The organism is Streptomyces sp. NPDC001843 (assembly GCF_042891955.1).
Classification (GTDB): domain Bacteria; phylum Actinomycetota; class Actinomycetes; order Streptomycetales; family Streptomycetaceae; genus Streptomyces.
Genome location: NZ_JBIATQ010000007.1, coordinates 191,894 through 204,347 on the forward strand (window position 1 = coordinate 191,894; position 12,454 = coordinate 204,347).

Consider the following 12,454-nt stretch of genomic DNA (forward strand, 5'->3'; position numbering starts at 1 on the left):
GGGCACCGTCGGGTGCCCGGGCTGCGCCGCGGTGAGGTCGCGATGCTCGCCGGGGTGAGCGTGGAGTACTGCACGCGTATGGCATCCGCCCTTGGGCCGGGGGGGGCGGGCCCCGGCCACCGGGATCGCCCGCCGGGGTCCCCCAGGCTTCCTCGCCGAGGGTCTCGTCGTTGGAGTCGAACTGATGGCTGTCGGCGGGCAGATCGGGGAAGTATGAGCTTTCGGACTCTCCCGTCAGGACGGTCAGGAGAAAGGAAACGCACTGAGTGGTGTGGTGCTCCCACTTGGGACCGCGCCCCCCGTTGAACAGCACGGTCCACTCGTCCGGGCTCTGCCCCGGCCTGGCGAGCCAGTAGAGCATCGCTCCGCTGTCCTCGATGTAGGCCCAGGGCACGACCCGCGTACTACTGACCTCATGACGACCGCCGAGTCCCACCGACCCACCAGGGAGAAACCGCACGCCATGACCTCACCCTTCGACCTCACCGGCCGAGTCGCCTTGATCACCGGTTCCAGCCGGGGCATCGGCCTCGGCATCGCCGAGGGACTCCTGGACGCGGGCGCCACGATCGTCCTCAACGGCGTGGACCCGGACCGTCTGGAGGCGACGCGAGCCGCACTCGCCGAGCGGTTCGGGGACGACCGGGTCGCGGCACGGGCCTTCGACATCGTCGACGAGGACGCGGTCGCCCGCGCCGTCGAGGCCGTCGAGTCCGAAGTGGGCGCCGTCGACGTCCTGGTGAACAACGCCGGTGTCCAGCACCGCGAACCCCTCGTCGAGGTCAGCCTCGACGACTGGCGGAGGGTCGTCGACATCGATCTCACCGGTGCGTTCGTGGTGGGCCGGCAGGTCGCCCGGCGCATGCTGCCGCGCCGCGCCGGCAAGATCATCAACATCTGCTCGGTCCAGACCGACCTCGCCCGCCCCACCATCGGCCCCTACACGGCGGCGAAGGGTGCCCTGCGCAACCTCACCCGGGTCATGACGGCGGAGTGGGCCGGTGAGGGGCTCCAGATCAACGGCATCGCGCCCGGCTACATCCACACCGAGATGACGCAGAACCTCGTGGACGACGAGAAGTTCAACGCGTGGATCCTCGGCCGCACCCCGGCCCGGCGCTGGGGGACGGTGGCCGACGTGGTCGGCCCCACCGTGTGGCTCTCGTCCAGCGCGTCCGACTACGTCAACGGCCAGGTGATCTTCATCGACGGCGGTATGTCGGTCGTCGTCTGACAGCGGCCTCCCGAGAGCCACCACCAAGAACGGAAAGGCCCATGACGTCAACCCCGAGCACCACGACCGCGGTCGTCGCCCACGGCGCCGACGACCTTCGTGTCGAACGGATCGCCCTACGGCCACCCGAACCCGGCGAAGCCGTCGTCGCCGTCGCCTACGGCGGCATCTGCGGCTCCGACCTGCATTACTGGCGGCACGGCGCGGTCGGGGAGTCCGTCCTGCGGGCACCGATGGTGCTCGGGCACGAGGTGGTCGGAACCGTCCTGTGGGCCGCGGCCGACGGCACCGGCCCCGCCGCGGGCACCCGGGTCGCGGTCCACCCGGCCGCGCACGAGCACACCGACGTCCGGTTCCCCGAGAACCGTCCCAATCTCTCTCCCGGGGTCCGCTACCTGGGCTCGGCCGCGCGCCTGCCGCACACGCAGGGCGCTTTCGCCGCCGAGGTCGTGCTGCCCGCCGCGATGCTGCGCGCTCTGCCCGAGGGAACCGACCTCCGGGTGGCGGCGCTCGCGGAGCCGGCCGCCGTCGCCTGGCACGCCGTTTCGCAGGCGGGTGACCTCGACGGCAAGCGGGTCCTGGTCGTGGGCTGCGGACCCATCGGCGCGCTTGCCGTCGCGGTGGCCAAACGCGGCGGCGCCGCCGAGATCGTGGCGGTCGACCTACACGACAAGCCGCTCGGCATCGCGACCGCCGTCGGAGCCACTCGAACCCTCAGAGCCACCGACACCGAGGCCATCGCCGCTGCGGACGCGGACGTGGTGATCGAGTCCTCCGGCCACCACCGCGGCCTGGCGTCCGCCATCACCGGCGCGACCCGCGGCGGAACGGTCGTCATGGTCGGCCTCCTGCCGAACGGCGACCAGCCCGTCCCCGTCGCGCACGCCATCACCCGGGAACTCCGTCTCATCGGCTCGTTCCGGTTCAACGACGAGATCGACGAGGTGATCGCGGCGCTCTCCGACGGCTCCCTGCCGATCGCGCCGATCGTCACCCACACCTTCCCCGTCGCCGACGCGCTGGAAGCCTTCGCCGTCGCCTCCGACGCCTCCGTCTCGGGCAAGGTGCTCCTCGCGTTCGGGAACGCTGCCGGGCGAGGCACCGCCCGCTGAACGCCGCTGCTCAGGCATCTCGGAGCTGCGGCCAGTGAGGGTCGACACCCGGGCAGAGACCACGGCCGATCAGCCCGTCCAGGCGAAGAGCTACCGGTGGTGCAGGAGCACGTACAGGGCGAGGGCGGGGTGGGCGACGAGGGTGATGCGTGCTCAGGCGGTGGTGGTGCGGCGGGAGCGGGCCCGCAAAAGGAGCGCGATGCCGGCTGCTGCGGTGAGGAGTACGCCGCCGGCGGCCCAGGCCAGGGTGGGTGTGCGCGATGACCTCATTGAGTGCTGCGCCAGGCACTTGGTTCCGGGGGCGGCGGGGGCGATGCGGAGTCGGGCCCAGGGTTTGTCGGGGCCGGTCTGGTCGACGTCGTGCCGGTAGATGACGTAGATGCCGGGTAGGGGCTGGCAGGTCAGGGTGGTGGTGGCGGTCAGGACGGCTTTGGCGCCGCGCAGTACGGGGTGGTCGGTGAAGGCGCGGGACGTGAGGGTGATGTCTCCGTCCGATCCCTCGTCGTCGTTGTCCGTGATCGTGATGCGGCTGCCGGCCCGGAATGTCCGCACGTCCCATTCCGACTGGGGCCACGTTCTGTCCGGAGCCCAGCGTTCCTCCAGCTTGGGCGGAGGCAGTTTCCTGACCTTGTTCCGGCAGGCGCGGCGTGCCGCCTCGTCGGCGGGTTCCACGTGCACCCGTGCCCATCGGAACGGATGCTCGTCCGGACCTACGTCTCCGGCGCCGCGCCGCGTCACCGAGTAGGTGCCAGGGCGGGCGTCGCAGGCAATGGTGACGGTGGTGGTCAGCACCGGATGCAGCATGCGCAGCTTCCCTGCCGCAACGAATGCGGGGGAGTTGATGGTTGCGAGGTAAGTGACGTCGCTGGCCTTGTCATTGACCGTCAGTGTGTCGCCGGGGTGCACCGAGCGGACGCTTCCGAACGGGAGCGAGGGTATGGGGGGCGATGCCGACGCCGGCCCGGCTGCCAGGAAGGGGAATAGGAGGGGGAGTGCCGCCCACACGGTCTTGCGGAGTCGGCCCATCGCTACACCCTGTCCTCTTATTGCTGGCATATCAGCTGTTATCTGGTAGTACGCTATCGGCATCTGATCGAACGTATGTGCGAGTTCGGGTAGTTGGCCCGCTCACGTTCGGCCCTCTCCAAGACGGAAAGGCATCTTCTTGCGTTCCAGACACAGATGGATTCCGGCCCTTGCTCTAGGACTGGGTGCAGGGATTCTCGGCACCGGGGCGGCATGGGGTGGGACAGGCGATCCGTCACCAGTGCTCTCCGCCCCGCCGACGGTCTCTGCGTCGCCGGATACTTCGGTCGCCGGGCCTCAGGTCCCGCCGACGCTGCCCGCGCCCTCGCCGTCGTCGACAGTCGCGGGGGCCGTCGACCCGACCGGCTCCGCCACCCCCTCGGCCTCCTCGACGCGGCCCGCCGAACCAATCCCCTCTCCCTCCCCCTCGGGGCCGAGTCTGAGCGAGGAGGAGAAGTACTGGACGGCGGAGCGCATGGCCGACGCCGTCCCGGTCGATTCCATGCCGGACCCCGCTCAGGCCGCCTCGAAGCACGGCATCACCGCAGGAAATGCCGTCACGAAACGGCCGCCACCATCGGGCACCCCCACCCCAGAACACTTCCCCGGCCACCCGATGATCGGCACGTTCTTCTTCGACGAGAAGCCGCTGGGCGGCAAAAAGACGTACTGCACGGGCAGCGTCGTGCACACGGCCGTCAAGGACATCATCCTGACCGCCGGGCACTGTGGTCTCGGCCTGAAGTCAGCCACCCACCGCATCTTCGTGCCGCGGTACCGCATCGGCAAGCCCGCCGCCGAGCAGCCGGACGGCGTGTTCCCGGTGTCCCAGCTCTACATAGACCCGCGCTACGAGAGGAACAGCAAGAAGGCGGTCTCCGACCTCGACCTGGCCTTCGCTCAGGTCGGCTCCAACAGCCGGGGCAAGGTGGAGGATGTCACGGGAGCCCTGACGTTCACGCCGACCACCGGCTACCACCACAAGGTCACCGTCATCGGCTATCCCGACGACGTCAGCGTCAACCCCGACCATGTGCCGGTCCGCTGCCCCGTCAGCACCTCCCAGCTGCCGGGCTTCAGGCAGATGCGCATGACCTGTCAGGGCTTCTACGGCGGTGTCTCCGGCGGCCCGTGGATCGAGGACTACGACAGCACCACCGGCACCGGCAAGGTCATCGGCAACACAGGCGGATACAACGGCGGCGGAAACGACGCCAACGACGACTGGGTGACGTACGCGCCGGTTTACGGCAAGGACGCCCAGGACCTGTTCGCCGACGCCGCCGCGCACCGGGACGTGGATGACCACAAACCGCCGTACCAGGCGTCCGGGGACCCCTGGCTGCCCGGTTCCGCATCCACTTGGCAGCACGCCAGGCTGCTCGCCTCGGGAGACTTCCGCCAGACCGGCCACAGCGACATGATCGTCGTCTGGACCGACGGCGAGGTCTCGCTCTACCCCGGCAACGGACACGGCGGCTACGACGCCGAGCGGCAACTGCTGGCCCCCAGCAGCACGTGGACCCACGCGGCAACCATCACCGCCGGTGACTTCACCGGGTCCAACCAGTTCGACCTGATGGTCCGGTGGTCCGACGGAGAGGTGACCCTCTACGGCGACGTCGGCTCCAAGGGACTGAACTGGGCCGGCACCCAGATGATCAAACCCAACGACACCTGGAAGAACGCCGTCCAGATCGCGGCGGGCCGATTGAACGCCTCCCAGTACGTCACCGACCTGATCGTGCGCTGGGCCGACGGCGAACTGACCCTCTACACCAACGTCAGCGCCGGCACCTTCGGCCAGGAACACCAGCTGAAGCCGAAGAACGACACCTGGAAGGACGCCACACTCCTAACCGCCGGTGAGTTCTCCGGCAACCAGAAGTGGGACCTCATGGTGCGCTGGACCGACGGTGAACTCGACAACTACGCCGGCACCACCACCTCCGGCCTCGGCACCGAGCAGCGCATCCTGAACACCAACGAGACCTGGTCCCCCGACACGGCCATGACCACCGGCGACTACACCGGCAACAACCGCACTGACGACCTCGTCATCCGCTGGTCCGACGGCGAGACCACCATGTACACCGATACACTCGCCGACCACCTCGGAACCGAGCACATGCTCGTCGCCCCCACCTCCTGAACCGACCGGCACTGCCCCGGGCCGGACGCGGAACACCGCGCGAAGCCCGGGGGGACCGAGGTACCGGAGCAACGGCCAGACTGGGCTGGCGCCGGCAACGCCCTCTACCAGCGCATCGGACAGGTCCGCAGCAGGGCAGTGATCCTCGCGGCGCTCCAGGTGAATCCCGCAGCAGGTCGCGGGGGGCGATGGCGTCTTCCCGGGCGGGCTTGAGCGGGATGCCGGAGGCCTCCAGATACATCACGCCGGTCGCCGCGGCGACCGAGAGCCCTGCCGTCCTTGATCGGGCGGCAGGGCTCTCGCTTTCCGTAGGACCGTCAGGCCTCCCCGACGAATCCGGCCCACACCTCACGTGACACACGGATGACGGGTCCGGCCACGGTCTTGGAGTCACGGATGTGTACGACTGCCGTGTCGGCCGCGACCTCGACGCAGTCGCCGCCCTCCGCTCCGCTGTAGCTGCTCTTGAACCAGGCGAGGTCGGACGCGACGGCCGAGGACTCAGCGGTGTTCATAGCTCTCCCAGCAACCTCTCGATGAACTTAGCGGTAGTTGTAGTAGCTTTTGCCGCCCACCAGGACCGAAGTGACATACATGGGCAGGCCGTCGGAGTCCCGCTCGACCTCTTGCGAGGTCTGCCGGGTGAAGCCGAGCGACACTCCGGGGATCACCGGGTACTCGGGCTGCGACGTGTCGACCCTCCAGCCCCGCTCGGCGGCCCGCTGGAAGAGGCGGGCGGTCGGGGTGGTGAAGACCTCGTCACCCTCCAGGAGGACGCGCGTGCTGGAGGTGCGCCCTTCGCCGGGCCACCACAGTTCGACGGCGGTGACGTGCGTACCGCCTTCGACCAGGGCCTGTACGCCGACATGGTCGAGGGTCCACGAGGCCTTTGCCGAGTTGCGGCTGGGGCGGCGCAGCACCCGCGGCTCGCCCCAGTCCTCGGGTACCGCGGCCAGCGCTTCGTCGAGCGTCATGCCCAGCAGGATCGGGGCGACTCCGCGCGGCGGGTCGAGAACCAGATCCATCGCCGTCCTCACTCCTCTTTGATCTACCACCACGTGAACCGTGACAGCTTCGTCCTGGTCCAGTACAAGAAGACGCAACAGATGGGGGCGGGGCGTAGCCGGTGGGGGTACCGCCCCGACACTGATCTGGATGAGCAGCTGCAGCGCATGAGTGAGGTAGAGGAAGCGTGCGCGAAACTCGATCAGGATCCGCCCCTCGACTACGGCCTCGCGTGCCGGCCTTGCTGGATCAAGTTCTGCAAGGCCGAGCAGACGGCGCCCAAGGGAGACGCCCTGATCGGTGGGATGTACTTGGCGCGGGAGCACGTCGAGTGGCTGCGTGACCGGCCCGGCGTTGCCACGGGACCGCGAGGGGGCGAAGTGTTCGGATATCACACTGTGCCCCGCTACTTCGACAACACAACTTTCACTCAACTTGTCCAGGACGGTTGGGTCGGCGCCCGTGGCAAGGCGAGTGCGATGGTTCGGGACCAGATCGAAGCCAGTCTGAGCGGTTCGCGTGCTCTGGTGTTCGCAGCCCTCATCGGTGACAAGTCGACTCAGGCCGAGCGCACGAGGGAGCGAAGAGGCGGTTCGGCGGCTGACCGCTTTCCGCCTGCCGGAGAACAGCCCTACGTCTACTGGTACCGCGAGTGACTCGACGGCGACTCCCCACATGGATGCCATGGTGTTCTGGCAGTGCCTCACGTGAAGGCGCGGGCCGCGCCCTCGCCTGCGGCGGTCACCGGGGGCCGACCGGCGCCCCGCCCCGCCCGCGGCGGCGCTGCGGGGCCGGGGCGGGCGGCAGGTGGCCTCAGAGGGTGAGGAGGACCTTGGTGGCGCGGCGCTCGTCCATGGCCTTGTAGCCCTCGGGGGCCTCATCCAGGGGCAGGGTGAGGTCGAAGACCTTGCCCGGGTCGATCTTGCGGTCCCAGATGAGCTGGATCAGGTCCGGCAGGAACCGGCGGACCGGGGCCGGGCCGCCGAGGGTGTGGATGCCGGCGAAGAACAGCTCTATCCCGGGGATCTTCACGTCGTAGTTCACGCCGACGTAGCCCAGGTGGCCGCCGCCGCGGGTGGCGCCGACGGCCTGCATGAAGGCCTCCTGGGTGCCGACCGCCTCGATCACCGAGTGCGCGCCGAGCCCGTTCGTGAGTTCCTTGATCTTCGCGATACCCGCCTCGCCGCGTTCTTCGACGATGTCGGTCGCGCCGTAGTAGCGGGCCAGCTTCTGCCGCTCGGGGTGGCGGGACATGGCGATGATCCGCTCAGCGCCCAGCTGCTTGGCGGCGAGGATCGCCATCAGGCCGACCGCGCCGTCACCGACGACCGCGACGGTCTTGCCGGGCCCGGCCTCGGCGGCGACGGCGGCGAACCAGCCGGTGCCGAGGACGTCGGAGGCGGCGAGCAGTGCGGGGACCAGCTCGGGGTCGGGCTGTCCCGGGGTGGCGACCAGGGTGCCGTCGGCGTGCGGGATGCGGGCCTTCTCGGCCTGGGTGCCGATGCCCGCGTGGACGAACTCGGCGTGCACGCACTTGGACTGGAATCCGGCCTGGCAGATCTCGCAGGTGTTGTCGGAGATGACGAACGAGCCGACCACGAAGTCTCCGGGCTTGACGTTCCTCACCTCGGAGCCGACTTCCTCGACCACGCCCACGTACTCATGGCCCATGAGCGTGTGGTCGGCGGGCTCGATGCCGCGGTACGGCCACAGGTCGGAGCCGCAGATGCAGGTCGCGGCCAGCTTCACTATCGCGTCGGTGGGCTCGATGATCTTCGGGTCCTCGCGCTCCTCGACCCGGACGTCGCCGGCCTTGTACATCACTACTCCACGCATGCTGCGTTCTCCTTGTGCTGTGTGCTGTGTGCTGTGTGCTGTGTGCTGTGTGCTGTGTGCTGTGTGCTGTGTGCTGTGTGCTGTGTGCTGTGTGCTCTGCGACGGCGCACGGAGGCGCCGGTTTCCTGCCTCAGGAAGGCACCGGCGTCCCGCGGCTTCCCTTGTGCCCGACGCCGCGGCCGTCGACCGGCCGGTCGGTGCAAACCCTGGTAAACGTCGGGCAACGCCAGGGCATCCGCCGCTGCCCCCTAGGCCGGGGACGGCGTCCGGTCGCGCCGGGTGCGGGCGATGCGGGCGATGGCGATCGTGGGGATCAGGGTCAGCGCGGCGACGGCCGTACCGACCGCGGCAGGGCCCACCGGACCCAAGGGGGAGTCGAGAGCGAACCCGGCGGCCCAGGAGCCGGCCGCGGTGCCGAAGTTGAACGCCGACACGGTGAGCGCGGAGGCCAACGTGGGCGCCCGGCCCGCGAAACGGACGGCGAGTGAGATCAGCACCGGGTTGGCGCCGAGCCCGAAGAAGCCGAGCAGGACGACCAGCGCGACCATGGGCACGGCGTACCCGGACAGCAGGCAGATCGCCAGCAGTACGACCGTGGTCGCTACGGCGGCCGTGCGGGTCGTCGCGTGCGGGCGGTGGTCTCCGAGGCGGCCGCCCAGGAGGAAACCGGTCAGGGCACCGGCGCCGAAGCCGACGAGCACCAGGGGTACGAGGCCGCCGGCCAGGCCGGTCCGGTCGGTCAGCAGCGGTGCGATGTAGGTGTACGTCGACAGCACGCCGCCCGTCGTGGTCGCGCAGGCCGCCAGCGCCAGCCACAGGCGGCCGGAACGCAGCCCGGACAGCTCGGACCGGATCGACACCGCCCGGGGGCCGCCCCCGTCGTCCGGGACGTAGCGGGCGATCAGCCCCATGGCCGCGGCACCCAGGGCCGCGAGGGCCCAGAACGGTCCCCGCCAGCCCATGAGCTGCCCGGCGAAGGCGCCGAGCGGTACGCCCACGACGTTGGCGAGCATGGCGCCGGAACCCACCACGCCCACGGCGCGGGAACTCGCGGCCGGGCCGGCGGCACGGGTGGCCACGACGTTGGCGACCGCCCAGAACGCGCCGGTCGCCAGCGCGGTCAGGAACCTCGCCGCCAGCAGCACCGGGAAGCTGGAGCCGAACGCGACGATGACATGTCCGGTCGAGAAGACGCCCAGGGCGAGCACCAGGGTCCACCGCGCGGGCAGCCGCAGCGTCAGCATCGACATCAGCGGCGCGCCGACGATCATCCCGACCGCGAAGACAGTGATCATCAGGCCCGTCCGGGCCACGCTCACCTGCAGGTCACCGGCGATCATCGGCAGCAGACCCGCCACGACGAACTCGGTCGTGCCCATCAGGAAGGTGCCCAGAGCGAGCACGTAGACGACGAGCGGAAGCCGGGTGGGCGGACGTTCACGGTCACGGACATCGGCGGGGGCGTGGAGGGTTCCTCCTCGCGTGGTCATGCTTTCGTCTCCGCAGGGTCGACATCAGGTGCGCATCCCAGGAAACCGCTCCCGCCACCCGCGTGGGAGGCTGCGTTCATGGGGGGTACAAGCTCAACCCCCCTTCCGGAGATGTGAGGTCCTAGCGTGGAGAACATGGAACGCCGCCTGGACAACCGCGCCGACATCCGTGACTTCCTCGCCCGCCGACGCGCCCAGCTCACTCCCGAGCAGGTCGGGCTGCCCGCCAGTGGGCGGCGCCGGGTCCCCGGGTTGCGGCGCGAGGAAGTCGCCGTCCTGGCCGGGGTCAGCACCGAGTGGTACACGCGGCTGGAGAGGGGCCACATCAGCGGCGTCTCCGAAGAGGTCCTGGACGCGGTCGCCCGCACCCTGCAGCTGAACGAGGACGAGCGGACCTACCTGTTCGACCTGGCCAAAGCCGCCCAGCCCAGCCCGGCCACCCGGCGCCGCCGCAAGGCCGTGACCCTCCCGCCCCGCGTCCAGTGGCTGCTCGACTCCATGACGCTGTCCGCGGCGCTCGTCACCAACGGCCGCCTGGACATCGTGGCCACCAACGCCCTTGCCCGAGCCCTGTTCGCGCCGATGTTCGACAGCCACACGGTGAACGAGCACGGTCGCCCGAACTCCGCCCGCTTCTACTTCCTCGACGACGCCTCGCACGACTTCGCCGACGACTGGGAAGGCGCCGCGGACATCACCACCGCCCTGCTGCGCGCCGAGGCCGGCCGCTACCCCAGCGACAAGGCGCTGCGCGAACTCGTCGGTGAGCTGTCCACGGTCAGCGCCGCGTTCCGCACCCGCTGGGCCGCCCACAACGTGCGTATCCACCACGGCGGCGTCAAACGCCTCCACCACCCCGAAGCCGGCCCGCTAAAGCTCATCTACCAGCCGCTGGACCTGCCCGTGTCCGCCCGGGAGGCGCACTCCCTGACCATCTACACCGCCGAACCGGGCACCTCCGACGAAGACCGGCTCAAACTCCTCGCCAGTTGGGCAGCGACCCGTCTTCCGTAGACGTGCCGCCGTCGACGGGACCGGATCGTCCCTTCAACGGGCGAACTTCTCGATGGCCGCCGGTGTGACAGGGGTGAAGAAGTTGACGAGGTTGCCGTCGGGGTCCCGGAACAGCAGTGACCGGTTGCCCCAGGGCATCGTGGTGGGACCGCTGACGAAGTCGGTGACGAAGCCGGTCAGGTTCCGGTGCACGCGGTCCACGTCGTCGACGAGGAACTCGGTGATCACGCTGTGGTTGTCCGCCGGGCGGGCGGAGCCCGGGGCGAACATCGGGACGGTGCGGGTGCCGGCGATCGCGAGGGTGGCGTGGGGGGTCCTGAGTTCGGCGAAGTCCTCGGTGGCCCACATCGCCCGCACCCCTGTGGCGCGCTCGTAGAACTCGACGAGGCGCGCCACGTCACCGGTGATGATGCGGATCGAGACGAAGTCCATGGAGATCTCCTTGACTGAGGTGGAGTCGTGCGCTCCGCAGGCTAGGAGAAATAGTGGACAGAACCAGTCCTGTATTCGCATTAGGCTGCGAACATGCCTCGATCCACCGGCCGCGTGCTGACGCTCCTGGAGCTGCTGCAGTCGGGCGGCACCCGGACCGTGGCCGAACTCGCAGATCGGCTCGGCGTCGACGGGCGCACCGTGCGGCGGTACGTGGACCAGTTGGTCGACCTCGACGTGCCCGTGGAGTCGGTGCGCGGCCGCTACGGCGGGTACCGCCTCGCCCCCGGATACCGCTTGCCTCCGCTCATGCTCAGTGACGACGAGGCGCTGGCCGTGCTGCTCGGCCTGGTCGCCGGTCGCCGGGCAGGGCTGATGGCAGCGGGACACACGGCGAGCGAGACGGCGTCGGCGAAGATCCGGCGGGTACTGCCCAAGCACGTCGCCCATCGGCTCGACACGCTCCTGGAGGCTCTCACCTTCACGGACCAGCCCGGTGACTTCGACACCCCGGACGCCGGGGTCCTGCTCACCATGGCCGATGCGGTGCGTCACCGCCGACCGGTCTCGATCAGGTACACCGACCGCGACGGACGGCGCAGCGAGCGCACGCTGCACGCGTACGGGATCGTCGCCCACGCGGGCCGGTGGTACGTCACGGGCAAGGACGAGCGGATCGGCGAGGACCGGACCTTCCGGCTCGATCGCATCGCGGACGCGCGGACCCTGCCCGGCTCTTTCGAAGCGCCCGTGGGGCCCGGTCCCGCACAGCGCGTGTTGTCGGGGTTCGCCACGGCCGAGTACCGGCATGAGGTGACCTTGCGGATCCACGGGACGGTCGATCAGATCCGTGCTCGCCTTCCCGCCGGCGTCGCGAGCCTGGAGGAGCACGAGCCCACGGTCGGCGAGGACCGGGCGGCCGAGCGCTGGCGGCGCGTCGAGCTACGGGCGGAGCGGCTCGACTGGTTGCCTCCGGTACTCGCCTCACTCGACCGGCCGTTCGTCGTCGAGCGCCCCGGTGAACTCCGCGACCTCGTCAGCGCGTTCGCCGATCGCCTCGCGTCCTACGCCCGCCAGGCCTGACAGCGCGGAACCGAGCCTGCCGCAGGTCGAACCGGCCCCGTCAGCCACCCGCCGACCCCTCGTACGCCGA

Annotated in this window: 13 protein-coding genes and 1 pseudogene; 6 read left to right on the top strand and 8 right to left on the bottom strand. The window is 69.9% G+C overall.

What is annotated here, in order from left to right; genetic code table 11:
- Nucleotides 1-463 precede the first annotated feature (463 nt).
- Nucleotides 464-1,234 (top strand): SDR family oxidoreductase, encoded by a 771-nt coding sequence (locus tag ACFYZQ_RS19565; RefSeq protein WP_389148924.1) that lies wholly within the window; start codon nucleotides 464-466, stop codon nucleotides 1,232-1,234.
- A 41-nt stretch (nucleotides 1,235-1,275) separates the two neighbouring features.
- Nucleotides 1,276-2,346: an L-idonate 5-dehydrogenase gene (locus ACFYZQ_RS19570; RefSeq protein ID WP_389148927.1), complete on the top strand. Its 1,071-nt coding sequence runs from the start codon at nucleotides 1,276-1,278 to the stop codon at nucleotides 2,344-2,346.
- 153 nt (nucleotides 2,347-2,499) lie between these two features.
- Here ACFYZQ_RS19570 and ACFYZQ_RS19575 read toward each other — a convergent pair whose 3' ends face one another.
- Nucleotides 2,500-3,150 (bottom strand): hypothetical protein, encoded by a 651-nt coding sequence (locus ACFYZQ_RS19575; protein ID WP_389148930.1) that lies wholly within the window; start codon nucleotides 3,148-3,150, stop codon nucleotides 2,500-2,502.
- A 519-nt stretch (nucleotides 3,151-3,669) separates the two neighbouring features.
- Nucleotides 3,670-3,876, bottom strand: coding sequence for a hypothetical protein (locus tag ACFYZQ_RS19580; RefSeq protein ID WP_389148933.1), 207 nt, complete (start codon nucleotides 3,874-3,876; stop codon nucleotides 3,670-3,672).
- 112 nt (nucleotides 3,877-3,988) lie between these two features.
- On the opposite strand from ACFYZQ_RS19580, the gene ACFYZQ_RS19585 reads away from it, so the two are divergent.
- On the top strand, nucleotides 3,989-5,524 hold the full coding sequence (locus ACFYZQ_RS19585) for a trypsin-like serine peptidase (protein WP_389148936.1): 1,536 nt from the start codon (nucleotides 3,989-3,991) through the stop codon (nucleotides 5,522-5,524).
- Between the two features lie 104 nt (nucleotides 5,525-5,628).
- Here the strand turns inward: ACFYZQ_RS19585 and ACFYZQ_RS19590 are convergent.
- The 3 genes and pseudogenes from ACFYZQ_RS19590 to ACFYZQ_RS19600 all read right to left on the bottom strand — a co-directional run.
- A pseudogene (locus ACFYZQ_RS19590) lies at nucleotides 5,629-5,798 on the bottom strand (fic family toxin-antitoxin system, toxin component); the annotation flags it as partial.
- A 43-nt stretch (nucleotides 5,799-5,841) separates the two neighbouring features.
- Nucleotides 5,842-6,039 carry a DUF397 domain-containing protein gene (locus ACFYZQ_RS19595; RefSeq protein ID WP_389148939.1) on the bottom strand — a complete coding sequence of 66 codons (198 nt, stop codon included), beginning with the start codon at nucleotides 6,037-6,039 and terminating at the stop codon, nucleotides 5,842-5,844.
- Between the two features lie 27 nt (nucleotides 6,040-6,066).
- The gene (locus ACFYZQ_RS19600) at nucleotides 6,067-6,549 is read right to left on the bottom strand and encodes a hypothetical protein (protein WP_389148943.1); all 483 of its coding nucleotides are present in this window, start codon (nucleotides 6,547-6,549) and stop codon (nucleotides 6,067-6,069) included.
- Between the two features lie 33 nt (nucleotides 6,550-6,582).
- On the opposite strand from ACFYZQ_RS19600, the gene ACFYZQ_RS19605 reads away from it, so the two are divergent.
- Entirely contained in the window at nucleotides 6,583-7,185 is a 603-nt protein-coding gene (locus ACFYZQ_RS19605) for a hypothetical protein (RefSeq protein ID WP_389148946.1), read from the top strand.
- Between the two features lie 157 nt (nucleotides 7,186-7,342).
- Here ACFYZQ_RS19605 and ACFYZQ_RS19610 read toward each other — a convergent pair whose 3' ends face one another.
- Both ACFYZQ_RS19610 and ACFYZQ_RS19615 read right to left on the bottom strand, forming a co-directional pair.
- On the bottom strand, nucleotides 7,343-8,365 hold the full coding sequence (locus tag ACFYZQ_RS19610; protein WP_389148949.1) for a zinc-dependent alcohol dehydrogenase family protein: 1,023 nt from the start codon (nucleotides 8,363-8,365) through the stop codon (nucleotides 7,343-7,345).
- Nucleotides 8,366-8,613: 248 nt separating this feature from the next.
- Nucleotides 8,614-9,855, bottom strand: a complete 1,242-nt coding sequence (locus ACFYZQ_RS19615; protein WP_389148951.1) for an MFS transporter — start codon at nucleotides 9,853-9,855, stop codon at nucleotides 8,614-8,616.
- Nucleotides 9,856-9,990: 135 nt separating this feature from the next.
- Here ACFYZQ_RS19615 and ACFYZQ_RS19620 point away from each other — a divergent pair, with 135 nt between their 5' ends.
- On the top strand, nucleotides 9,991-10,869 hold the full coding sequence (locus ACFYZQ_RS19620; protein WP_389148954.1) for a helix-turn-helix domain-containing protein: 879 nt from the start codon (nucleotides 9,991-9,993) through the stop codon (nucleotides 10,867-10,869).
- A gap of 33 nt (nucleotides 10,870-10,902) precedes the next feature.
- On the opposite strand, the gene ACFYZQ_RS19625 is transcribed toward ACFYZQ_RS19620, so the two are convergent.
- Nucleotides 10,903-11,301: a VOC family protein gene (locus tag ACFYZQ_RS19625; protein WP_389148957.1), complete on the bottom strand. Its 399-nt coding sequence runs from the start codon at nucleotides 11,299-11,301 to the stop codon at nucleotides 10,903-10,905.
- 93 nt (nucleotides 11,302-11,394) lie between these two features.
- Between ACFYZQ_RS19625 and ACFYZQ_RS19630 the strand changes: the two genes are divergently transcribed.
- The gene (locus ACFYZQ_RS19630) at nucleotides 11,395-12,384 is read left to right on the top strand and encodes a helix-turn-helix transcriptional regulator (protein ID WP_389148959.1); all 990 of its coding nucleotides are present in this window, start codon (nucleotides 11,395-11,397) and stop codon (nucleotides 12,382-12,384) included.
- The last annotated feature ends 70 nt before the right edge of the window (nucleotides 12,385-12,454 follow it).

Coding starts and splice junctions, on each gene's coding strand:
- ACFYZQ_RS19580 (WP_389148933.1), bottom strand. CDS start 3,876: ATGGAATCGACCGGGACGGCGTCGGCCATGCGCTCCGCCGTCCAGTAC.
- ACFYZQ_RS19600 (WP_389148943.1), bottom strand. CDS start 6,549: ATGGATCTGGTTCTCGACCCGCCGCGCGGAGTCGCCCCGATCCTGCTG.
- ACFYZQ_RS19595 (WP_389148939.1), bottom strand. CDS start 6,039: ATGAACACCGCTGAGTCCTCGGCCGTCGCGTCCGACCTCGCCTGGTTC.
- ACFYZQ_RS19615 (WP_389148951.1), bottom strand. CDS start 9,855: ATGACCACGCGAGGAGGAACCCTCCACGCCCCCGCCGATGTCCGTGAC.
- ACFYZQ_RS19625 (WP_389148957.1), bottom strand. CDS start 11,301: ATGGACTTCGTCTCGATCCGCATCATCACCGGTGACGTGGCGCGCCTC.
- ACFYZQ_RS19575 (WP_389148930.1), bottom strand. CDS start 3,150: ATGCTGCATCCGGTGCTGACCACCACCGTCACCATTGCCTGCGACGCC.
- ACFYZQ_RS19585 (WP_389148936.1), top strand. CDS start 3,989: ATGATCGGCACGTTCTTCTTCGACGAGAAGCCGCTGGGCGGCAAAAAG.
- ACFYZQ_RS19610 (WP_389148949.1), bottom strand. CDS start 8,365: ATGCGTGGAGTAGTGATGTACAAGGCCGGCGACGTCCGGGTCGAGGAG.
- ACFYZQ_RS19620 (WP_389148954.1), top strand. CDS start 9,991: ATGGAACGCCGCCTGGACAACCGCGCCGACATCCGTGACTTCCTCGCC.
- ACFYZQ_RS19630 (WP_389148959.1), top strand. CDS start 11,395: ATGCCTCGATCCACCGGCCGCGTGCTGACGCTCCTGGAGCTGCTGCAG.
- ACFYZQ_RS19565 (WP_389148924.1), top strand. CDS start 464: ATGACCTCACCCTTCGACCTCACCGGCCGAGTCGCCTTGATCACCGGT.
- ACFYZQ_RS19570 (WP_389148927.1), top strand. CDS start 1,276: ATGACGTCAACCCCGAGCACCACGACCGCGGTCGTCGCCCACGGCGCC.